General features: G+C 33.9%; 22 protein-coding genes and 1 pseudogene. 19 read left to right on the top strand and 4 right to left on the bottom strand.

What is annotated here, in order from left to right; all coding sequences use genetic code 11:
- Window positions 1-116: 116 nt before the first annotated feature.
- Together NYE67_RS09565 and trhA are read right to left on the bottom strand one after the other, a co-directional pair.
- Complete coding sequence (locus NYE67_RS09565) at window positions 117-659, bottom strand: hypothetical protein (protein ID WP_340729859.1); 543 nt, start codon at window positions 657-659, stop codon at window positions 117-119.
- A gap of 300 nt (window positions 660-959) precedes the next feature.
- Entirely contained in the window at window positions 960-1,604 is a 645-nt protein-coding gene (gene trhA, locus NYE67_RS09560; RefSeq protein WP_340729858.1) for a PAQR family membrane homeostasis protein TrhA, read from the bottom strand.
- Window positions 1,605-1,803: 199 nt separating this feature from the next.
- Here trhA and NYE67_RS09555 point away from each other — a divergent pair, with 199 nt between their 5' ends.
- From NYE67_RS09555 to msrB, 5 genes are all read left to right on the top strand, one after another.
- Entirely contained in the window at window positions 1,804-2,649 is an 846-nt protein-coding gene (locus tag NYE67_RS09555; RefSeq protein WP_340729857.1) for a DegV family protein, read from the top strand.
- Window positions 2,650-2,843: 194 nt separating this feature from the next.
- Complete coding sequence (locus tag NYE67_RS09550) at window positions 2,844-3,746, top strand: GDSL-type esterase/lipase family protein (protein ID WP_340729856.1); 903 nt, start codon at window positions 2,844-2,846, stop codon at window positions 3,744-3,746.
- A 4-nt stretch (window positions 3,747-3,750) separates the two neighbouring features.
- Window positions 3,751-4,317 carry a YpmS family protein gene (locus NYE67_RS09545; protein ID WP_340727964.1) on the top strand — a complete coding sequence of 189 codons (567 nt, stop codon included), beginning with the start codon at window positions 3,751-3,753 and terminating at the stop codon, window positions 4,315-4,317.
- A 17-nt stretch (window positions 4,318-4,334) separates the two neighbouring features.
- Complete coding sequence (gene msrA, locus NYE67_RS09540) at window positions 4,335-4,862, top strand: peptide-methionine (S)-S-oxide reductase MsrA (RefSeq protein WP_340729855.1); 528 nt, start codon at window positions 4,335-4,337, stop codon at window positions 4,860-4,862.
- On the top strand, window positions 4,863-5,291 hold the full coding sequence (gene msrB / locus NYE67_RS09535; RefSeq protein ID WP_340727962.1) for a peptide-methionine (R)-S-oxide reductase MsrB: 429 nt from the start codon (window positions 4,863-4,865) through the stop codon (window positions 5,289-5,291).
- 45 nt (window positions 5,292-5,336) lie between these two features.
- On the opposite strand, the gene NYE67_RS09530 is transcribed toward msrB, so the two are convergent.
- A complete protein-coding gene (locus NYE67_RS09530) occupies window positions 5,337-7,115 on the bottom strand; it encodes a methyl-accepting chemotaxis protein (RefSeq protein WP_340729854.1) in 1,779 nt (592 codons plus the stop codon).
- A 104-nt stretch (window positions 7,116-7,219) separates the two neighbouring features.
- On the opposite strand from NYE67_RS09530, the gene NYE67_RS09525 reads away from it, so the two are divergent.
- The 5 genes and pseudogenes from NYE67_RS09525 to NYE67_RS09505 all read left to right on the top strand — a co-directional run bounded on the left by NYE67_RS09525 (window position 7,220) and on the right by NYE67_RS09505 (window position 14,131).
- Window positions 7,220-7,441 carry a YozE family protein gene (locus NYE67_RS09525; RefSeq protein WP_340729853.1) on the top strand — a complete coding sequence of 74 codons (222 nt, stop codon included), beginning with the start codon at window positions 7,220-7,222 and terminating at the stop codon, window positions 7,439-7,441.
- Between the two features lie 185 nt (window positions 7,442-7,626).
- Window positions 7,627-8,334: a purine-nucleoside phosphorylase gene (gene deoD / locus NYE67_RS09520; protein WP_340729852.1), complete on the top strand. Its 708-nt coding sequence runs from the start codon at window positions 7,627-7,629 to the stop codon at window positions 8,332-8,334.
- Between the two features lie 616 nt (window positions 8,335-8,950).
- Window positions 8,951-13,363 (top strand): S-layer homology domain-containing protein, encoded by a 4,413-nt coding sequence (locus NYE67_RS09515; RefSeq protein ID WP_340729851.1) that lies wholly within the window; start codon window positions 8,951-8,953, stop codon window positions 13,361-13,363.
- Between the two features lie 258 nt (window positions 13,364-13,621).
- A pseudogene (locus NYE67_RS09510) lies at window positions 13,622-13,747 on the top strand (purine-nucleoside phosphorylase); the annotation flags it as partial.
- Between the two features lie 174 nt (window positions 13,748-13,921).
- The gene (locus tag NYE67_RS09505) at window positions 13,922-14,131 is read left to right on the top strand and encodes a hypothetical protein (protein ID WP_340729850.1); all 210 of its coding nucleotides are present in this window, start codon (window positions 13,922-13,924) and stop codon (window positions 14,129-14,131) included.
- 78 nt (window positions 14,132-14,209) lie between these two features.
- Here NYE67_RS09505 and NYE67_RS09500 read toward each other — a convergent pair whose 3' ends face one another.
- Window positions 14,210-14,548, bottom strand: coding sequence for a hypothetical protein (locus NYE67_RS09500; protein WP_340729849.1), 339 nt, complete (start codon window positions 14,546-14,548; stop codon window positions 14,210-14,212).
- A 353-nt stretch (window positions 14,549-14,901) separates the two neighbouring features.
- Between NYE67_RS09500 and NYE67_RS09495 the strand changes: the two genes are divergently transcribed.
- The 9 genes from NYE67_RS09495 (at window position 14,902) to NYE67_RS09455 (ending at window position 22,267) form a co-directional block, all read left to right on the top strand.
- Window positions 14,902-15,393, top strand: coding sequence for an RNA polymerase sigma factor (locus NYE67_RS09495; protein WP_340729848.1), 492 nt, complete (start codon window positions 14,902-14,904; stop codon window positions 15,391-15,393).
- Between the two features lie 4 nt (window positions 15,394-15,397).
- Window positions 15,398-15,886 (top strand): hypothetical protein, encoded by a 489-nt coding sequence (locus tag NYE67_RS09490; protein ID WP_340729847.1) that lies wholly within the window; start codon window positions 15,398-15,400, stop codon window positions 15,884-15,886.
- 17 nt (window positions 15,887-15,903) lie between these two features.
- Window positions 15,904-16,557 carry a YesK family protein gene (locus tag NYE67_RS09485; protein WP_340730899.1) on the top strand — a complete coding sequence of 218 codons (654 nt, stop codon included), beginning with the start codon at window positions 15,904-15,906 and terminating at the stop codon, window positions 16,555-16,557.
- A gap of 341 nt (window positions 16,558-16,898) precedes the next feature.
- A complete protein-coding gene (locus NYE67_RS09480; protein ID WP_340729846.1) occupies window positions 16,899-18,419 on the top strand; it encodes an SH3 domain-containing protein in 1,521 nt (506 codons plus the stop codon).
- A gap of 86 nt (window positions 18,420-18,505) precedes the next feature.
- A complete protein-coding gene (locus tag NYE67_RS09475; protein ID WP_340727954.1) occupies window positions 18,506-18,868 on the top strand; it encodes a hypothetical protein in 363 nt (120 codons plus the stop codon).
- The gene (locus NYE67_RS09470; RefSeq protein ID WP_340729845.1) at window positions 18,849-19,832 is read left to right on the top strand and encodes a hypothetical protein; all 984 of its coding nucleotides are present in this window, start codon (window positions 18,849-18,851) and stop codon (window positions 19,830-19,832) included. The genes NYE67_RS09475 and NYE67_RS09470 overlap by 20 nt, the downstream gene beginning before the upstream one ends.
- A gap of 150 nt (window positions 19,833-19,982) precedes the next feature.
- Window positions 19,983-20,522 (top strand): DUF2179 domain-containing protein, encoded by a 540-nt coding sequence (locus NYE67_RS09465; RefSeq protein ID WP_340727952.1) that lies wholly within the window; start codon window positions 19,983-19,985, stop codon window positions 20,520-20,522.
- A 219-nt stretch (window positions 20,523-20,741) separates the two neighbouring features.
- Window positions 20,742-21,203, top strand: coding sequence for an RND transporter (locus NYE67_RS09460; protein ID WP_191698958.1), 462 nt, complete (start codon window positions 20,742-20,744; stop codon window positions 21,201-21,203).
- A gap of 215 nt (window positions 21,204-21,418) precedes the next feature.
- Window positions 21,419-22,267, top strand: a complete 849-nt coding sequence (locus NYE67_RS09455) for a DUF6612 family protein (protein WP_340729844.1) — start codon at window positions 21,419-21,421, stop codon at window positions 22,265-22,267.
- The last annotated feature ends 163 nt before the right edge of the window (window positions 22,268-22,430 follow it).

The following is a 22,430-nucleotide window of genomic DNA, read 5'->3' as shown; positions in this document are numbered from 1 at the left end:
GGAATGCCATTATTCTCCTTGAGAGCAATGGCATTTTTTTCTGGCATAAAATTGATTTCCATTCCGGTACGCTTTCCACGGGCACGGCCTTACACGAACGTTGAAAGGGAAAACTTTTATGTATATTGTTCATTTTCTGATAGGAAAACGTAATAATAGCTAATTAAAAATAATACTTCCAGTAACAATAAAGTACCCATTATAGTAGTGGCAAACGTATTAAAGTAAGCACTTATACCTGCTAGAATGAATAGCAACATCATGATGTTTATTAGATTGTATAATAGATCTTTATTCTTTTTACTATTTAAATCGTCCAACAGTTCGGAGATAATAGCAAATATTATAAACATACCTGCAACAATAAGCAGAAGCCCACCATAAGCTACAATTACCGCGAGTGAAGTTGACAAAGGCATCGTTAACGGCGAAGTACCTGTTATATTTAAGAAGAAAAAGATAAAACTGTGAACGATCATTATCATTACATAAGGTTTAACCTTTAACAGTTTTTGATGGGTTCTTCCCAATTCGATTATCCCGAAAAGTATCGATATGTAACCAATTAGATTGGTCATATAATAAGTCGCTCCGCTATCCAAAAAACTTAAATTTGTTTTGAAGAAAACAAAAATGAATCCAACGAAAATATTTATCATAAATAACATCCCCCTAGAATCTGCAAATTTTCGTACATAAACCTGCCCCGTTCGTTAAAGAACAGTATCTTATATTCTTCTATATTTTAATATAGATCCCTTATATTCCTTCTAAATTATTCATTCCAATATCTAATTACCAAATGCACATAAATTTATGGGCTCTTATTAATCTTTCTGCTAATTGCGGCCCCCGTTCTTAATATAACAACAAAAAAGGGGACACCAATTCATATGGAATTGTATCCCCAAAAGCTGTGTTATTTATTGTTTTCTCCCCATCAACCGAACCCGTTAAGGTTAAATTAAGTATAAATACACGCAGGCTACCATGCAGCCACAACCTGCAATTACGAATAAATGCCAAATTGCATGGTTATAAGGTAAACGAGTCCAAGCAAAGAAAATGGCACCGAAAGTGAAAAATAATCCGCCAAATAAAAGAAGCATAAATCCGTCAAACGTTAAAAAACTGTAGAGCGGACGAATGGCGATAATAATCAGCCAGCCCATTGATATATATAATACTAAAGATAATTTTTCAAACCGGTGGATAAACAAACATTTAAATAAAACCCCTAATATCGCAATGGACCATATAATACATAGCATGACAATGCCAAATGTTCCTCCGATTGCTATTAGTAAAAATGGGGTATAGGTACCTGCAATTAATATATAGATGGATGAGTGGTCTAAAATCGCAAATGTACGTTTATATTTTTCCGGAACACTATGTAATAGCGTAGACATTAAAAATAGCAATATTAACGAAGCTCCGAAAATGGCGTATGAAGTAATATGTATGGCAGATCCATTTATTGTTGAATAAATAATAAGCAATATACAGACAGGAATACTAATTGCCAGACCGATACCATGTGTAATTGCATTCCACAACTCTTCCTTCCAATTTTTATAATCTAATGTATCTATTTTTTGCATCGTACAACTCACTCCTCTTTATATTAGTATAGTACAAATGGTAAATAATAGTGATAGTTGAATGTCATGATGTTATACTGCTATATGTCATAGTAGAATGATGATAAAGTGGTGCTCTTTACAATGACAAATGTCATATTGGTAAACAAAAATGATTTCTTTATAATAGTAAGGAAGATGGAAAAAGGATGTGTTTTCTTTGAGTCAAATTCATATTGTAACGGACTCTACATGTGATTTAACAGATGCAGAAATTCAACAGCATGGAATCCATGTGGTACCACTAACAGTGCAAATTGATGATAAAACGTATACAGATCGCGTAAACCTGCAACCGGATACATTTATCGAATTATTAAAAACAGCAAAAGAGTTACCTAAAAGCTCTCAGCCTTCTCCGGGCGTATTTAAAGAATTGTATGATGAGTTAGGGAAGGATGGGGCGCAAATTGTCTCCATTCACATGACAGGTGGTATGAGTGGAACATACCAATCTGCTAACCAGGCAGGAGAAATGAGCAGCGCGGATGTTACAGTAATTGATTCACGCTATATCGCATTCGGACTTGCCTTCCAACTTCGTGAAGCAATTCGATTACGTGACGCTGGAGCATCTGTAGAAGAAATTGTGGCAGGAGTTAACAAAGTCCGTGAAAACACACGTCTTTTCGTTGCACTGGATACATTGGAAAACATGGTGAAGGGCGGACGAATCGGAAAAGGTAAAGCGGTTGTCAGCTCATTGCTGAATATTAAACCGATTGGCCACTTGGATATTGGTGAAGTTACCATTTGTGCCAAACCACGAAGCTATAAGCAAATCATAAAATTTTTAATGAGTGAATTTGAAAAAGATACAAAAGGCAAAAAAGTAATGTCTGTAGGAATCTCTCATGCGAATTCAATGGATACATTAGTTAATCCGTTAATAGAGCAAGTGAAAGCAACAGGCTTTACAGGAGAAATAGAAGTAGCATTTACATCGCCGGTAATCACTACACATACTGGTGAAGGTGCAATCGGCTTTATGTATTATACCGAATAAAAATAGGGTAATTCTAAAGGTCAGTACCTCTAGAATTACCCTTTTTATTTATGATTGAGATTCTTTATGCAATTACTTACATAATATAAAATAATGATAATTTCCCATAGATCCAGATGTTTATAGGCAAATCATTCCTCATGGTGCAGAAAATATTTTATAATAAAATAATATAATATAAAGGGGGAAATTGTATGTGGCGGTTCTTACTCGCAACGTTGGCTGTTATTGTTTTGTCCGCATGCTCCATTACAGTTGACCCGAATCTAGTGGAAGAGCAATTAACCGACAATTCGATTACTGAAAATAATGAGCTATCCATTCCGGAAGATGAATCTGAACAAAAAACTACGGGCTTTTTCGATATAATAAATGATGTATTTCAACTAGATTGGTCCAATCGTAAAGAAGATAATGCTCAACCTATACAGTATTTAGCTTTAGGAGATTCATTGACACGTGGTGTTGGCGATGAAACCATGGAATACGGCTATACGATACGATTACAGGAAGAGCTTGAAAAATGGCCGATGATTGAATCGGTAGAACTTGATAACCGTGGGAAAAATGGTCGACGCAGCGATCAGCTTTTAGATTTATTACAGCGTGGCCATTATGATGAGGAGCTGGCAGAAGCAGACCTTATCTCTATATCACTTGGTGGTAACGATGTCATGAAAATAGTGAAAAATAATTTATTTACAATGACTAAAACAATGTTTGACAAAGAATTACCTCGTTTTAATGAACGCTATGAACAGGTAATTACAGAAATACGTGAAATTAATACCGATGCACCAATAATTCTAGTCGGTTTTTATAACCCTTTTTCGATAGTAGTAGATGAAGTAACACCTTTTGATCCGATTATTGCTGAATGGAATTACTCCATTGAACAATTGGCAGTAAAGGACGGAAAAGCATGTTTTGTAACTGTAGAGGATTTATTTGTGTCAAATGAGGATATGGTATATCATGTAGACTTCTTTCATCCGAACAGCACAGGTTACGACCGCATGGCAGAACGCATTATCGAAACAATGCAAGCATGTAATATAGAAGAGATGTCAGACGGTTTAATAGGATTTGGGGAGTGAGTATATGAACAAATGGAAAGTAGCATTTTTATTACTAGCGGGCACAGTGTTATTAACACTAGCTTCGGTTCTGTATCTTTTAACTGCAGATGGAAAACAAGTCACAGAACAACCTCCACTCCCGATAGAGGGCAATATACTAAAAGTTGAAACGACAGCAAAGGAATTTGAAGCGATTGCGAAACAATATTTAACAGCAGCGATGAAACAATCCCCAGTTCCTGTAGAAATCGTTATTGATGAGAAAATTTATTTATACAGTACATTAACCATTTTTAATTTCGATTTGCCGATTCAGATGGATTTTATCCCCGTTGTGAAGGACGGAAATATTGTATTGAATCAAGAAGCAGTCCATGTCGGGAAAGCAAATATACCACCTGAATTTGTATTGAAAATGATTGATGACGCGGTTGATTTCCCAAATTGGATTACGGTGAAGCCAAACGACGAGGAAATTTATGTAGATTTATCTCGTATAAATATTGCAAGCGGTTCAAGAGTCCGAGCTAAGGAAATTGACCTTCCTAATGATAAAATAGAATTAGAAGTAGTTATTCCAAACGAATAGAACTAGGAGGCAGATTTATGGCATATGAAAAAGCGACATTTGCAGGGGGATGCTTCTGGTGTATGGTAAAGCCATTTGATACACAACCCGGTATTATAGAGGTTGTGTCAGGCTATACAGGGGGACATGTTGAAAATCCAACATACGAACAAGTTTGCAGTGAGACAACTGGCCATTTAGAAGCTGTGCAAATTACATTTGATCCAGCTATTTACCCTTATGAAAAATTAGTTGAGCTTTATTGGACATTAATTGATCCTACTGATGCGGGTGGCCAATTTTATGACCGCGGGGAATCCTATTCAACGGCGATTTTTTATCATGACACTGTTCAAAAAGAAATCGCAGAACAATCAAAAGCGAAACTGGATGCAAGCGGAAAATTCAAAGCACCAATTGCAGTAAAAATTTTAGAAGCGAAGCCGTTCTATGTGGCTGAAGAATATCACCAACATTACTATAAAAAGAATCCTGCTCATTACGAGCGCTATTCCATTGGTTCGGGACGGGCTGGATTTATTGAAAAACATTGGGGGTCGAAGTAAATGAATAAAGAAGAACGCTTAAAACAATTAACAGAGATGCAGTATCATGTCACGCAAAATCAAGGAACTGAACCACCATTTAGAAACGAATACAATGATGTTTTTGAAGAGGGAATCTATGTTGATATTGTATCCGGCAAACCATTATTCAGCTCAAAAGATAAATATGATGCAGGCTGTGGTTGGCCATCATTTTCAAAACCAATCGAACAAGTGGAAGTGACGGAGCATTTTGACACTTCACACGGAATGCGTCGTGTAGAAGTTCGAAGCAAAACTGCCGATTCGCATTTAGGACATGTGTTTCCAGATGGACCACAGGAATTAGGTGGATTACGTTACTGCATCAACTCTGCGGCATTACGCTTTATTCCAGTTTCAGATTTGGAAAAGGAAGGCTATCCTCAATATTTATCAATGTTCAAATAAAAACAACTCGCTTGTGGAATCCCATAAGCGAGTTGTTTTTTAGTGTTAAATTTTAAATTCACTCACAACACTTCGTAAATTATCTGCTTGCGCGGCCAATTCGGCAGCCGATGCATTAATTTCCTCCATCGAAGCCGAGCCTTGGGAAGCTGCAGCTGCACTGCGTTCCGTATTAGCAGCTGTATTATCTGCAACGGCAGCAACATGAACGAAGGAAGAATTCACATCGTGACTATTGTGCAATGTTTGCTCAATTTGACCAACCATATGTGTCAAAATATCCGATGTTTTTTCTGTCTGTAACAAAATATTCTGCAAAGAATCCGTTGTTTCATTTGTTACTTCGACACCGCGAATTACTTTTTGTACACCTGTTTGGTTTTGAGCAATAATTGATTTCACTTCAGATTGAATAGATCCAACAATTATAGCTACTTCACTTGCAGCCTGCTGTGACTGCTCTGCAAGCTTTCGTACTTCATCAGCAACAACAGCAAATCCACGTCCATGCTCTCCGGCACGTGCGGCTTCAATAGCAGCGTTTAAAGCTAATAAGTTTGTTTGTTCAGCAATTGCTGTAATAGTACTAATAATGGATGTAATATTTTCAGATTTACGGCCTAAATTTTCAACTGTTGCCGATGTAGTTGCCATCGTTTCTTCAATCTCCAGCATCACGTTTGAAGATTGTGTAACCGAATTACTGCCGATATGTGCAGCATCCTTCATGTTTAGAGCGGCCTGCTGAACTTCCAATGCCTTTTCATTTAACTCATGCATTGATTGCTCAAGCTTTTGCATTTCGTTTGCTGCATTTCCGATACTAGTTAAAATCTCAGTGCTATCATTCGCAATATCCATCGTAGAGTTTGCAATGAAATCAATCGTACGTGCATTCTCATCTGCTAAAGCCATTAATTCCTGAGAACTACCTGACACATTATCTGCGAGGTTAGAAACACGCTTTATTAATACGGATATAGACTCGATTAGGATATTTGTTGAGTTGGCAATTTCAGAGAATTCGTCTTTAGTTTTAACATTTACACGACGTGTTAGATCGCCGCCAGCTTGTGCAATGTCCAAAATGGACTCATTAATTGCTTTTGTATTTCTTCGGATTGATTTAAATAGCATATAGCCTAACGTCATAGTCAATATAATCGCGATAAAAGCTAATACAAAAAAAGAAATTTTAGAGGCTAATGCAAATTGCTCTAAATCCGTTATGGATTCCTCGTTCCGTTGTTCTAAAATTTGAATCAGTTTAGATGTATTCTCATCAATATATGATTTGAAGCTTTGGCTTCCGCTATTTTGGAAGAGTTTTGCCGCATTTTCATAACCGTATTTTTGACGTACATCAATTGTAGATTTAGAATAGGATAAATAATTCGTATAAAATTGCTGAATTTGTCCAACAATCTTCAACTCTTCATCCTGATTTTCAAAGGATTTCTGAACAGATGTCAGATTGTTTTGTATTAGTTCTTTCGTATCCTCATATAATTGCAGATACTTTTCGTCACCTGTAATTAAATATGTCTGTTCATGGCTTGACAGTTTTGCGATATCAGAAGCCAGGTTGTTAATTTGAAATTGCTGTTTTAAATTTTCATCTGCAAAACTACGCAAGCTATTTTGTAAGTTTGTTATATTAATATACGATAAAATTTGCATAGCGAGGATAATTGCCATTAAAATTGTAAACGCAATTAAAATTTTACCTCGAATGAGATGGAAGAAACGTAGTGGTTTTTTTGCAGTTTTCATTTTTTTATTATTTTTTTCTAGTTTCGTACTTGATTTTTTTTTCTTTCGCATAAATTCACCATCTTTTCTGAAAAATCAATATTTTATTATTTTACTACACTAATGGGGATTTTTCACTATAATAATGTAAAAATATATAAGTAGGAGGGAATATATTGAAAAAGTCATTTTATCACTATGTATTAACATATAGAGGGGGAGAATGGTCTGATGAAAAAGTCCGTTTTGCTGAAAGTATGTTCATAGATCATTCATTTCCAAAGCAATCCGATAATTTCGAGGAACTTTCGACCTATATTGAATTACAGTCAGATGAATATTTAACAACTGAGGCATTTGATGCACTTTGGGATTTATATGAGGCTAAATTCAATTGATATTTTGCATACCGAAGCGTTTTTAGGTATAGTTTAACTATAATTCGAAGATGTGAAATTGCTGACATTTGACAAAATATTGTATGTTTAACCAATATTTTTAAAAAGCAAGACGTCTAACAATTGAATATTTATACGAAAACGTTTACAATTTAGAAGAATTATGATGAAAAGAGGTTTTATAAATGAGCGTTCATATTAATGCCAAAAAAGGCGACATTGCAGAAATCGTATTATTACCAGGAGATCCATTGCGTGCAAAATATATTGCTGAAACATTTTTAGAAGATGTAGTTCAGTATAATGAAGTGCGTAATATTTTAGGCTATACAGGTACGTATAAAGGTAAACGTATTTCTGTACAAGGTACAGGCATGGGTGTACCTTCAATATCAATTTATGCGACCGAATTAATGCAAGAGTATGGTGTACAAAAATTAATCCGTGTAGGTACTTGCGGAGCGATCCAAAAAGATGTAAAAGTGCGCGATGTAATCATTGCTCAATCTTCATCTACGGATTCTAGTTTAAACCGTGTTATATTCGGTGGTACAATTGATTTTGCTCCAACTGCTGACTTCGATTTATTATTAAAAGCATACAATGCTGCAAAAGAAGCAGACTTAAACGTGCGTGTAGGGAACATTTTCACTGCTGATATGTTCTATTCAGATGAAGCACAAAACGAAAAATTAGCACAATACGGTGTGTTAGCTGTAGAAATGGAAACATCTGCACTTTACACATTAGCTGCTAAATTCGGTCGTCAAGCTCTTACAGTATTAACTGTATCTGACCACATCTTAACTGGTGAAGTAACAACTTCAGAAGAACGTCAAACAACGTTCAATGATATGATGGTTATTGCGTTAGAAGCTGCGATTCAAGACTAAGCGTACCAAGGTTTGTGATTTAGTATAATTAGCATCCATAACGTAATTTCGAAAGTGCCTAACAGGTGAAAACTTGTTAGGTGCTTTTTTAGTTGAATGAATTAAATAGTGTTGTTGTGTTTTTGTAAAATGAGAATACCTGTTAAGTATTTCGCGTATATTGGTATGTTCTAGTTTGGAACTGTACATTGCGCAAAAGGAAAAGTAACTAAATAAACCATATTTTATTTCTTTTAGGGTGAACGGTATCTAAAAAGCTTTTGCCAGATCGAGAATGTCAAACATTTTAAAAGTAATTATATACACACCTCATATTCTTCAGATTTTTACCTAGTGTTTAATCATCTTCATCTTTCCCAACCTGTCTTTGGTTGGGTGTTAAGTCTTCATTTTCAGATTAAACTGGTTTAAATTCGCGAACATAAATAATCACATTATTAACATTTCATCACAAAGAAGAAAAAAATGGTTAAGCCTCTATACAAAATTGCTGAGTAATCAGTCATAGAAGGGGATATTTTTAGTCATGAACAAGATTTAAATTATATATTTTTTACTTTTATTATCCTTAATATGGTAATATATTACTTAAAATTAACTATAAGGCGGGTAAACCTTGAAAAATAATAAAATATTAAAGATTTTTACAGCTTCAGCAGTCTTAGCTTCGGTAGTTGCACCGGTTACAAGTGCAGCATCATTTACAGATGTTAAAGAAACGAACTCTCATTACGATGCAATCCAATCACTAGTAAAGAGAGATATTATTAACGGTTATGAGGACAAAACATACCGCCCTAACGCCACATTAACACGTGGACAAACGGCAAAAATTTTAGCTAATTTGTTAAATCTTGATACATCATCTAAACTTAGTAAATTTACAGACATACCGACTTCTTCTGAATATATCGGTGCGATCAATGCATTAGCAGAACGAGGCATTATTAATGGGTATGAAGATGGAACTTTTAAACCAAGTGCGCCCATAACTCGCGGCCAAATGGCGAAAATAATAGTGAATACTTTTGAGTTAGATATTGCGACTGATATTAATCTGCCGTTCACAGATGTTACGGAGAAAAACGGTTATCGAAGTTACATCCAAACTTTATTAAACCATAAAATTACACAAGGTTCTTCACTATCTATTTATGCACCGAATCAAGCTGTAAAACGCGGTCAAATGGCATCGTTTGTGGTACGTGCAGAACAAGTATCAACTCAACTTAAAGAAAATAAACCGGTTGAAGGAACAATCTCTAGTATAGGAGATACACAAATTGTAATTGGTGAGCAAGCTTTTACAATTCCTGATGAACTGAAAACGATTTTATCACCTTCTAATGAGTTAGCATTAATGGGAGCAAAAGTAAAGGCCACTGTTTCAGCAGATACGCTCATTTCGGTTCAAGCATTAACAATTACTGCAGAAAGTTCAGCGGATAACCCAATTGTGTTAAACGGTTCGTTAGCAAAACTTCCAACTGCAAATTTAACACCTCCACCGAAATCAAATGTTGCAAAATTTGATGGTGTATTAACAGTTGAATCTGAGTATGTAAGGTTGGAAAATGTTGAATTTACAAATGAAATTGTTATTAAAAAAGGAGTAAAACATATTACGTTAAACAATCAAATTGAGAAGCTAACTATTTTTGAAGATGTAGAAGCAACGATTGCTGGTACTGCTATAATTAATCGTTTGGTTGTTACATCTAATAAAGCTCTTAACTTGGAGTTAACAGGTTCAATTAAGAATTTCGAAGTAAAAACAGCAAAAGCTAACATTCGTTTAAATAAAGGTTTATCTATTATCAAATATATATTGCAAGACGGTGTAAAAGTTGAAGATATAATCTCAAATTATACTTCTAACACTTCACATCTAGATGGATCAATAAGTTTTGATAGTGGGGATGTTTTACTTCCAGATGGCAGTAACGATCATCAATTACCGGGGACTGTTACCGCAGTTAAAGGTTATATATCAGAAGTGACAGGAAATACAGTAAAAATCGATGGTAAAAATTATACTCTAGCTGATTCGGTAAAAGCGTTATTTACTTCAAATAATAAAAGTTCTTTAATTGGTTCACATCTAACAGCTAATATTGAAAATGGTAAAGTAACTTTAATTACACATTTAGCATTAAATAATGCCGGAACATTTGATGGTTCTGGTTTGACAATTAAAGGCGATCTATTAGTGAATGCAGACAATCAATCAGTTAGAAATTTAGTTGTAGCTGGAAATGTAACAATTTCAAGTAGTATAAAGGAAAGTGTAGATTTTAAAGCTGTTGATGTACGAGGAAAAGTTTCTATTGTGGAATCAGCTGAAATAGCCCGATTACAAAGAACGGCTTCCTTAGCAATGCCAGTAGCGGAAACAGTCATTACACGTGTAAAAATTATATTTGCTGATTCTACTGTTGCTTTTATGGAAATTAAAAGAACTGATATTGAGTTAGGTTTATATGGTACTACACATGTAACAACCATTTCTACTGAAGCAAATACGTCAATCATAGCAAACTCACAAGTTATATTACCTAAATTAACAATTTCAAAGGGAGTAACCCATGTTGAATTAAATGCATCTATAGCGTTAATTGAAGTTGATTCAAACAACGATATTTATATTTCTGGTAAAGGTAATTTCAATTTGGTAGTTATAAAAACAGATAAAACAGTTACATTAAACACGACAGGTACAATTCATCAACTGGCAAGTGATCGAACAAATATTACACTTGGTCAAGCAGTAAGGGTAAATAAAACAACATCTACTACAGGTGAAGTAAGAAATGCAAAAGAACTTATTCGAAACTATGTAGAAGTGAAAGATAATATTAATGTAGATATCAAAGATGGAGAGTTAGAGCAACATTTCGCAGCCAAAGTAGTACCTGTTGAAGGGAAATATGGATTTGTTACTTTGTCTGTATTTAACGCAGGAGATGCGAAAATTAAATATCGTCTAGTATCAAGAGTTGAAGGAGAAGATACGCCTTCAAAAGTTGGTCAAATTGCACCATCTAATTTAATTACCTATAAACTGGGTGACGAATTTATCGCATGGTATAATAGTAATATTGAAGTATATAAAGTGAACAATAATATTATTACGGATGTGTACGTAGTTAGCCAAGATAATCAATGGTTTCGACATGACTTTATTAATGCATATATTTTAAATAATAAGGTAACTATAGAAACCCTTATTAATCCTGATTATCTTAAAGGGAATAATAATAAAAATACATTGAATGAATTACTTTTAATAAACGGCAAACAGCAATATTATTTTGATGGATTCATCGCGAAAAACTGGACATTAAATAGTATAGGTATTCCAGCAATAACTGTAAATTTGCCTGATGATTTTACATTTGATTTAGAAGGCTACTCTATTTTGTATTTTGAAACTGAGTATTCAAGTGGAGGAGTTCTTCTTAGTTTGACTCACACGAATGAAAAATATATTGAAGCACATATAGAGGGAATAAGAAGTCTAATACAAATTGTTAACCCAAGCAAAATTCAAAAGTTATTGTTGGATAATTATTTAAGCGAATTCAGTAATGAAAATATTCCCTTGCTGGACGAGAATAATAATATAATTGAGTATAAACATATTTATCATTATAATCATTTATCAAATCTTCATGACGAGTATAAAACAGAGTTAAAGAAGTCTAATTTCACAAAACCAGAGGAAGTTTTAGCTATTATAAAGGCAATCAATGAACAAAATAATGATTTGATTGTATCATCTAATCAGTTAGTTAAGGAAATCAATGCGTTGTTTGTGAATGATTTCCACAAGTATCCATTCATAGAACAGTTAGTTCCAACAGTTAATATAATGGAAATTAATAAGTTAAGGGCAGACTTGTCATTAATTCCTTATACAATTGATTATAAGAAATATTTAGAGGGTTTATTGGATCTTGCTTCACAAATTTACAACTTTAGAAATTTAAATAGAGAAGCGTTAATTTTAGCAATAGAAAATGCGAAGGATAAGGATATATCGAAACTCTCAAGTATGCTTCAGAAAACAGTAAGTAACAGGATTACTATGGCTGAGGGCATTCTAAATTCGAGTAATATAACACAGAGGCAAATAGATGAAACAACAATTGAACTAAATGAGTTTATGGCAAACTTATTAGTAGAAATGTCTTCAGTTACTTTGCAAGATAAAGAATTGAAAATAATAGCAAAGGAATTGAAAAATACTATTCAGTTATCAGGAATTTATTATGATGGGGAAGTACAGGAAGGTTCTGTAATAACAATTAATGGAGTAAATTACTCATACCAAGAACCGTTTAATTTATTAAATCAATTACATCAACTAGGCTATGAGTGTTATCAAGAAAAAGATGAAATGGGTGACTCTTTACGTTCATTTATTGTTTCTAAAAAGAATAGTGATGTTACGACAGAAGATATTGCATCTGTTACGCATGGCCTTATCGATTATACATCGATTAATTCTGAGAGTGGTTATAAACAAGTACGTATTAATTTAAATGCTTTTATTCCATCTTGGGTCCCTACAGAGATTCAGATTGGGAGAGGTGCAGCAAGAACTTTTCACAATTCCAATCATTTACTAGAGGAGTTAAAAAAATCATTTCCAGCTGCAGAAGTTAGTCAACATCTATATGGACGTTTATTTGAAATTAGTGGTTTAGATATTAATGAAGATGACATTACAGTTTTAACTAACTTTTCGAGTAAGAACTTCTTGGTAACACCCCAGCAAATAGAATTAAAGTTAACGTTCTCTGAAGCTGTTCAAGTTACGAACGGGAAAGTCTATATAAATTCACAGAGTCTATCCTATGGATACGACACATCATTTAATCACACTGGAATAAATGAACTTGTTGTCAGCATCCGTATATGGGATGATGCAGCGTTTGATATATCTGAATTTTTGATAACAATAAGTGGTGTTAGTGATATAAATAATAAAGAAGTCGTTGTTGAAAATGTTGAAATAAAAATGTAAGCCATCATATGTACGTTACAGCAAAGAGGATAAAAAGTATGGGGTTTTTATAAGGGTATATTTTTACTAGATCCAAGATGGCTAATTCAAAACCCATAAATTGAAATAGTACAAGAATCGATACCATAATTATAAAAAAGGGTCTCTCAAAAAGGATGAGAGATCAAAATTCGAGTAATTTAGCTAGAAGAATTGCTATCCGAAGTTTATTTTATTTGAAAGTTTAATTCTTAAAGTAACTCACAAACCCAGTCATATCAAGCTCTTACAGTATTAACCGTATCTGACCACATCTTAACTGGCGAAGTAACAACTTCAGAAGAACGTCAAACAACGTTCAATGACATGATGGTTATTGCATTAGAAGCTGCGATTCAAGAGTAAGTTTACCAAGGGATTGTGATTTAGTATAATTTGCATCCATAACGTAATTTTGAAAGTGCCTAACAGATGAAAGTCTGTTGGGTACTTTTTTATTGCAATGAGTCAAATAGGGACGTTACAATTTGTTTCTGTTCCGATGTTACATGTGAATACGTGTTAATTGTCTCACGTATTTTGGCATGTTCGAGATATCCAGAGCAGATGCAAGTGAGTGGTCAAGTAGCGCATCTTAAGCATGAGGTCATGGCTATGATTGATAAGCTTGATACAAGAGGTAAAGCAATTGGAGTGGTCATAGTGGTAACTTTTTTGGAAACAAAACGTTTATTTTTTATGCTAAATGGAATAAAAACGAATAGTGCTAGTGGTGGTAGGAGAGATTGAGAAATTATAACAAAAGGACTTGCATCTATGAAAATCATTCATATACAAAAGTCCTATCTTATTAAACAAAAGCATCTGTTAGTCTTCATAATATATTGGCTTAATTATCTCTCCATTTTGGAGCTTCGCCCATTGTTCAATCTTGTTTTCTTTATTCAAGTAAAGCAAGTATTCTATATTATTTTCCTCATCATCTTCTAATGGTTTTACAAGATAAGTTCTCGTTGCTGGCCACCATTCCCCGTGTGATTGTCTATCTACCACAGTAATATCAAAACCCAATTTTGATTCTATTTGTTGAATTTCCTTGTTTCCGTCAACAAACTCCAATGTGATAAATCCGCCAATCACTAGAAGTGCCATTCCTATGCCAATATACTTAATCCACTTTGAAGTACCTCTCTTCATCTTTGTCACTTCACTCCTCCTATTTTCTAAACTTAATTCAACGGTTAAAAACTGAATAATCAGATGTTTAGTTCAAGTGTAACATATTTACATATTTAGGGGTGGAGTGCCTAACAGATGAAAACTTGTTAGGTGCTTTTTTAGTTAAATGAAACATTGCATGTAAAAAGAGGTATTCAGCATGTTTAAAAAGCAATTACAACTGCCTGCTTTCACTAGTTTACTCGACTTTCATATGGAATGAAATTGTGGGTAATTAGGTAATAAAAACACTATATGGTAAATTAAAAAAATAATAGCAACTTTAGCAAATTCTTAGTCGTCTCACTTGTGAAGGGAAAATGATTCAGGGAGATTAAAAAATGTCGAAAATGAATCCTTTAGTTCTGATTGAAGAAATATACAATGAGCATTATGCGTATTTAAGAAACTTTTTAATAGGTCTAACTAAAAGTGATGTAATCGCTGATGATATTATTCAAGATTTTTTTACAAAAATTTTAGTTTCACCTTCAGTCGTTACAGAAGTTAAGTATATGAGGAGTTGGTTAATAACAGGGGTTAAGAACACTTTACTTGATTACTATAAAAAGAAGAAGCCTGAGTTGCTTCAAGATGAGCATATTATTGAAACGTTGTTGGTTGATAATTATACACCAGAAGTAAGTGCAACTATTAACAACGAATTGGAAATGGTTTTAAGCAAGCTATCGACTTCGGAAAAAGCAATTATTATAGCAAAAGAATATTATGGTTATGACTATAATGAAATTAGTGATCTTTTAAATATACCCGTATCGACAATAAAATCGATCGTGTTCAGAATGAGAAAAAGAATGATTAAAGTGAGGTAATTCTATGGATTCTTTCAAAAAAATACATCTTTTATCTCTGGAATTGATTCCCATAATCAATGACCTGGATAATGAGCCAAGACAGGTTGTTTTAGAACATATCACTTACTGTGAAGAGTGCAAAAAATTATATGATAGTACAGAGGACTTTAATTCAAATATGCCAAAGCAAGAATACTCAGAGGATGTGGAGTTAAAGCCTTTAAAAAAATTAGTGCAGTTTAATAATGGATTAAAGTTATTACTTATTACTGTAAGAGCGTTAATTTTATTCTATATTGTTTACTCAAGCGTTAAATATTATGGTGTGGAGTCTGTTACATCAATGCTAGAGTATTTCAGATCTGGGATATTCCTATTTTACATACCAGCTGCCATATTTCTACTTGTATTTACGTTTACTTTCTTCAATAAAAAATGGGTCTGGATATCCTTGGTGATTGATTTAGTAATTATTTTATTTTTAGAAAAATTGTTGCAGTTATTTTTATAAATGGAGGTGTTAAATTGATGTATTTAGTCATGTTGTTTGGATTGTTTTTAGGTATTATATTTTTTGCATTTGTTTTTATTGCTTCAAAAAAGAGCGGCAAATATTATTTAGCACCGGTCATTACCTTTTTGTTTTCGGGAATGATTGTGGCATACAGCCTATTTCTCGTTGGAGGATTCGAAGGAATGGGGTATTTATTTTTAGCAGTAGGATTTCTTGTAGTTAGTATTGTAGGGACATTGCTGTTACCGTTATTAATCCCGAAGGTTAAATCAAAATCGTTTAATAGAAAAGATAAAATCAGTTTGTTCCTTTTACCTATCTTATTTTTTGCAACAATCGGGATATCCATAATTTCTGAAGATGGCTACTGGATTATTGAACAGGCAAGCGCTACTCCTGTAAAAACAGAAGGTTACCGAATTTCCACTATCTCTGAAGGCAGCAAAGCAGTCACTTTACAACTAGGGGAAAAATACCTAGGAAAAGAGATTGAAGTGAAAAAGGTAAGTAAACGAGGGGCTACAGAAATAATTTTGAAATTTGTAGATGGAGGGGAAGATGATAAAGTTCCTTATATAAAGATAGGTCTATATGAAATAAACGAACCATTGAAAGTACAAACAACGGATGGCGATATTTTTGAATCATTAGGGGGCTCATGGAATTAAAGTTATCTAATATTAAATAGAAATTATAGTAAGTTAAAGGGTAAGCCAGTCCAAATAATGGCGCATAATGTACGCCAGGCTGATAGCTTATGTGATGATAGAGGAAAAGGACGTGTATGTATCTTTACGTATAAGTACTTTTCCTCTTTTTAGTATTCATAATACTAGTGAAAGCTATACTATATGTTTTGCTGAATAGTATCAAATTTTGAAAGGAAGCATTCAGTATATCAAACAACAAAAATCGCTGAATTTTCACACTATCTAGAATAGGGTATTTATGGTAACATGTAACTGAATCTTTCAACGTTAGAAAATAAAAGGAAGTGTAATAATCACATATGAAAAAGATATTGAAACCATTGATCAGTGTTGTTGCCATTGGTGCACTCTCTCTATCTATCAATATAAATCAAAATGTATTTGCGGATACATGTGAGTATGATACATCATCAAAGGTAAACCCAGACTATTCCACAATGAACTGTTTGTTAACCGAAACAGCATTGAGATATAATGTGCCTCCTGAAATAGTGAAGGCGATAGCAGAAGGTGAAAGTGGAAATTGGCGACATTTTGATCAGAATGGCAAAGCGATTGTGACGGCTGATAATGGAATTGGTCTTATGCAAATTACTAATCAAGCACGCTACGATCAAGAGAAGCTAAAAAGTGATCTTGTCTATAATATTCAGGCTGGCGTAGAGACGCTGGATAAAATGTTTAATCGCAAGGATTTACCTGGCATTAACAGCGGGGAAAGAGAAGTATTGGAACATTGGTATTTCGCGATTATGGCTTATAACGGGACTAAACCCGTAAATAGTCCAATTGTCCAAGCAACGGGTGAAAGAAATGTGAATGCCTATCAAGAAAAAATTCTCGAAATTGTTAGAAAATCTGAATTAATAAACTTAAAGGAACTGCCATTTAAAAGTGAACATTTCCTATATGATTCTAACAGCAAGGACAATATTAAATTCTCAGCACTGAATTATAAATTTGATTTACCATTAACAGAATCAAAGTATTTTTTCAAAACGAATCAAAAAGTAAGTGCAACAGCTAATCCTAAATTTAGGTCAACACCTACTACGAATAATGAAAATATTAAAGGTACTTTAAATAAAGGCGAAACGGTTACCATTACTGGTCCATTTGTATACGATGAAGTTTCAACGAAGAAAAACCATTTTGTTTGGTATCCAGTAAAAAGAAGTGATGGGTCAGAGGGGTATGTAGCTTCAAGTTATTTAGAGTACCCGGAAATGACAACGTTACCGATACCGTCTCCAGCAGAGGTAACACCAACGGACTACGCGGCTTATACTAAAAAGTATGCTGATTTCAACCCTACAGCCTGGTGGAAAGATGATATGATTTGGGCAATCGATCGAGGCTTAATTAAAGGGTACAATGACGAATGGAACGCAAAAACAAAGAAATACGAAACCCAGCTACAACCGAACAGACATTTAACGGAAGCTCACTTCTTAACAATCTTCTTCCGTTATGCTCAAAATGATGAATTAGCAAATGTAAAAGGCACGTCGTCTTGGAGCAGAAGTGGTATATACAACATGGCAGAAAAGTATAAAATGCCTGTACTGGCAAATGAAAAATCAAAAGCATCTAGAGCTTTAGCTGAAAGTGGCATTAAACGTGGTAAATTAGCGCAATTGATGGTCTCTTACCACTTAAGAAAACAAGTAAGTGAAAACGAAGCAATTCAATTTTTCATGGATAACGGGATTACTACAGCTAAATCAATCGTTGAATATGAACCTGACCGAATTTTAACTCGTGCTCATATATCTGCGTTTATTCAAAGATATGAATCATTCGAATCAAAGCAAAAATAATTAAACATAGAAAACGGTTGCATTCTTGCAATCGTTTTTCTAATTTTACAGCGGTGGAAATCATTAAAAAGGGAAGGGAAGGTTGCATGGAACCTAAATGGCTTTACAGATTAGAGAGTACCAATCCAAATCAAGGGCTTTGGTATAACGAGAATGGAGAATTCGTTTTAACCCTCGCCGAAATTGAAAACTGTAAAACGAAAGATCTGCCAATGGGGTTTGATGAAAGATATAAACAAGATGGTAAAGACTGGTTTAGTAGTTGTTCCAACATTGAAGATTTAACACATTGGTATTCAATCGAAAATGCGAAAGATTTAATAGAGAAAGGCTTTAGGTTTTCGAAGTATTTTGCAACTGATTACGTTGAATACGACAAAGAAACCGTATTTTTAAAAGAGACTTGTTTGGAGAGAGTTACGCTAAATATTGGAGAGATTTTTAAATAAGAAAATTTGGAATCGGGGTTGTGAAAAAATGGATATGGTTAATACTCAATACATTGAGCAATGTATTATAAAATATGAAAAGATTAAAAATAACACAAACGTAGCAACTGCAGAAAACAACGAAGTATTAGCAAAGCTTATTAAATCAATGTCACATGGATTCATCAAAACCAACTACGACAATTGGCTGGAACAGTGCTTATTACAGGAAGACTGGCAAAAATTGAATAATTTAATTTTTCAGCAAATGCGTTATCGGTTACTTCCGGGATCCAGTGGAGGGTACGACCATTGCCGTAATATTTTACCTGTTTTAGAGGCATTTGCTTGCGGTGATAATAATGTATTGGAGCGCATTCTCCCACATGAACTAGGTCTAACAAAGAATGGATACCCATTCTATATAGTGATAAGCAATCTCTTGATGGCCCTGTGGTATAAAGATGATACCCTATTAAAATTAGCGATTCCTGCTGCCGAAAAATTTATTGGCACAAAAAAACCGCAATGGGAGCGATCAGGAGTTGCCTTTTTACTTTCTTTACATAAGAAAGATGTGGAAGCAGTGGGGGAACATTTACAAGATTTCTGTACAGGATACATGCGTGCAGATTTTACTAAAGCAATGAAACAGCTATGTGTGCCAGCGCATGGTCTTTATAGTTTGGCAGAAAAACTAATACCAACAGAGCTATTTCAACAGATCAAAATGCCAGAACACAAGAACTTCTCTAAAGGATTTGCAAAATGGAGAAATGAGAATCCACACCCAAAATTATATTTATACTTTGAATACCCACCATCTTTGGGAATTCTTAATCAAATTTTCATGGCACCTGTCGCTAAAAGCATAATTTCACAACCTTATCTTCAGAAAGATAATCCGCATCATTCTCCACAATTAAAGAATGTATGGTTTCTTGATGAGGAGGCTATGCTAAAAGGTTTTGTTGAAAATATTTAAACTACTTAGAATAGCAAATTCAAGCATTGCATGTAGCTAAATACGCTATTTAATATTTTCATTCCCCTTACTCTATTAAAATTATATGACTATAAAAATAATTTTGGGGTAGAAGTAAAGAAAATATTTTATTATGAAAGAGGCGTTAACATGCAAGAAATACTTCTAATTTTGGCAATACAACTAGTTTATGTACCTTTAATGACATTGCGAACGATTTTCTTAGTAAAAAATATGAGACTTCTCGCTTCGATTTTTGGCGTTTTAGAAGTACTTATTAATGTATTTGCGTTATCTATCATTTTCAGTGGCGATCAAAACTTCATAGCGATGCTCGTATATGCACTCGGTTTTGGATTAGGAATCCCATTAGGAACAATGATTGAAAGTAAACTAGCTGTTGGTTATGTTTCTGTTACGATCAACACGCAGGAAAAAAATCAGGAATTAATTGATATGTTAAGAGATAATGGATTTGCCATCACGACGTATATTAGCCAAGGACGTGACAGCGACCGATTTAAATACGAAATTTTGGCGAAACGAAATCGTGAAAAGGAATTGTTCAAACTTGTAGAATCAATTGAACCTAAGGCCTTTATCATTTCATATGAGCCTAAATCATTCAAAGGCGGTTTCCTGGTCGATCGAATGCGTAATAAAAAGTTTAAACTTAAAAAGAAGTCATAAAATAGTTAATAATTAAGAATTAAATAATCAGTATTAACATGAATAAATAATTGAAAATGACCCACACTATTATTGATGGTCGGTTAGCCATCGAATGATTTCGGCGCAGAAGGCTTCGTCCTTCGCGCCTTTTTTATGCTTATAGACTGTATATTTTTTTAAAAATGATGTTATGGAAATCCTCTTTTCTTCAAATAATGAATAAAAAGAGGTGAAAAGATGAGTAAAGAAGTTGGGAAGATATTTGTACAAAGGATAATGAATAATAGTGATCCATTATCAAACATCGTAACAGTGCACCTTTTTTGTGAAAATGCGATTAATAGCTTAATTAAAGCTAAGGCTTTTGGCGTTGAGGATTTCTCCAAAAAGAATAAAGGGGAGACATATATCCCTATACTCGATTCCAATTATTCAACAAAATTATATTTTGTATATTCGATGGGTTTAATCGAACAAAAATTGTATGAAAACTTAAGGTTGCTTAACCATTGGAGAAATAAAGCTGCCCACAATATCCATGAAGATATAAAGAAATTGCCTATCGATTTTCATATTTATAATGAAAACCATTCGATTACAGCAGGGGCCGATGAAAATGAAATCGTCTTAGGTGTAGCCTTTGCAACTTATGTGGAATTACATAAGTTCATCGAAGAACAATATCAAATCAATATTTGAAAAGAATCAACATAAGAGGGTTGGGAATGCATCAAAGTTCCTGACTCTTTATTTTTGATAGCTTATTGATATTTGCTGCATTTTGGTTAGTTCGTATATCATAAAACACATTTTAATGATGGGCATATATAACGAATATCTATTATTTCTGCTAAAATTATCTAAATAAGGGTAAAGGATATAAGTAGTTTATTTTTACTAAGGGGATGGACAATTTGAAAAAAAGATATTATTTAGCTATGAGCGCGCTGTCAATTGCAGTTGTAGCAGGTTGCGGAGATACAGCTGAACCAGTAGATGGTACTAAAGATGAAGCAAACTTAACATTGCAGCAAGTTTTTGAAAAAGCAATGGAACGTCAACAAAATTTAAAAAGCGTCCATGCAGAAACAAATATGGATCAAGTGACGAATTTAATGATGGACGGCGAAACAATGCAAATGACGAGTACCTCTAATTTAGCAATGGACATCACACAAAATCCATTGGCAATGTATACAAACGGTAATATTGAAATGGATATGAGTGGCGAGAAATTCGATATGCCAATGGAAATGTATATGACCGAAGAAGATGGGTTTTATATGTTGAACGGCGAAACAAACGAATGGATCAAACTGCCGGACGAGCAATATGAACAAATTATGGCACAAGCTGGCGCACAGGCAAATGCAACAGACCAATTGGAACAATTACAGCAATTCATTGATGAGTTTTCATTTGAACAAGACGATGAAAATTACTTATTAACCTTAAATATTCAAGGTGATGAGTTTAAACAATTTATTCTTTCCCAAATGGGTGCAAGCTTAGGTGAATCCATGGAAATGTCCAACGATATATTAGAGAATATGTCGTTTGAAGATTCCCAGTATAATATAGTAGTTGCAAAAGATACATTTGATACGAAAGAAATCGATTTGGACTTAAAGATAATCACTAACATCGAAGGTCAGGAAACAACGATCGAAAATGATGTTAATGTTGTGTACTCGAAGTTCGATGAGGTAGATACAATTAAAATTCCGGATGAAGTGTTAAAAGAAGCAACAGTAGCTGAATAAATGACAAGCAGTGGATGCGCATTTTTACGTTATCCACTGCTTTTTTTATTGTACATAGGAAACAAAATAAAAAAATTATCGTCTGTCCTTTTCTAGTCGCCACTAAACTGATATTATTGATATAGTGTGACATCAGTCAGTGTAAAAATGAGAGTGGTGAAAT

This window comes from Solibacillus sp. FSL W8-0474, assembly GCF_038004065.1.
GTDB classification, from domain to species: domain Bacteria; phylum Bacillota; class Bacilli; order Bacillales_A; family Planococcaceae; genus Solibacillus; species Solibacillus faecavium.
This window is presented reverse-complemented; position numbering and strand designations above follow the sequence as displayed.

Coding starts and splice junctions, on each gene's coding strand:
- NYE67_RS09530 (WP_340729854.1), bottom strand. CDS start 7,115: ATGCGAAAGAAAAAAAAATCAAGTACGAAACTAGAAAAAAATAATAAA.
- NYE67_RS09460 (WP_191698958.1), top strand. CDS start 20,742: ATGAGTAAAGAAGTTGGGAAGATATTTGTACAAAGGATAATGAATAAT.
- NYE67_RS09465 (WP_340727952.1), top strand. CDS start 19,983: ATGCAAGAAATACTTCTAATTTTGGCAATACAACTAGTTTATGTACCT.
- NYE67_RS09550 (WP_340729856.1), top strand. CDS start 2,844: ATGTGGCGGTTCTTACTCGCAACGTTGGCTGTTATTGTTTTGTCCGCA.
- msrB (WP_340727962.1), top strand. CDS start 4,863: ATGAATAAAGAAGAACGCTTAAAACAATTAACAGAGATGCAGTATCAT.
- NYE67_RS09480 (WP_340729846.1), top strand. CDS start 16,899: ATGAAAAAGATATTGAAACCATTGATCAGTGTTGTTGCCATTGGTGCA.
- trhA (WP_340729858.1), bottom strand. CDS start 1,604: ATGCAAAAAATAGATACATTAGATTATAAAAATTGGAAGGAAGAGTTG.
- NYE67_RS09475 (WP_340727954.1), top strand. CDS start 18,506: ATGGAACCTAAATGGCTTTACAGATTAGAGAGTACCAATCCAAATCAA.
- msrA (WP_340729855.1), top strand. CDS start 4,335: ATGGCATATGAAAAAGCGACATTTGCAGGGGGATGCTTCTGGTGTATG.
- NYE67_RS09485 (WP_340730899.1), top strand. CDS start 15,904: ATGTATTTAGTCATGTTGTTTGGATTGTTTTTAGGTATTATATTTTTT.
- deoD (WP_340729852.1), top strand. CDS start 7,627: ATGAGCGTTCATATTAATGCCAAAAAAGGCGACATTGCAGAAATCGTA.
- NYE67_RS09495 (WP_340729848.1), top strand. CDS start 14,902: ATGTCGAAAATGAATCCTTTAGTTCTGATTGAAGAAATATACAATGAG.
- NYE67_RS09490 (WP_340729847.1), top strand. CDS start 15,398: ATGGATTCTTTCAAAAAAATACATCTTTTATCTCTGGAATTGATTCCC.
- NYE67_RS09565 (WP_340729859.1), bottom strand. CDS start 659: ATGATAAATATTTTCGTTGGATTCATTTTTGTTTTCTTCAAAACAAAT.
- NYE67_RS09545 (WP_340727964.1), top strand. CDS start 3,751: ATGAACAAATGGAAAGTAGCATTTTTATTACTAGCGGGCACAGTGTTA.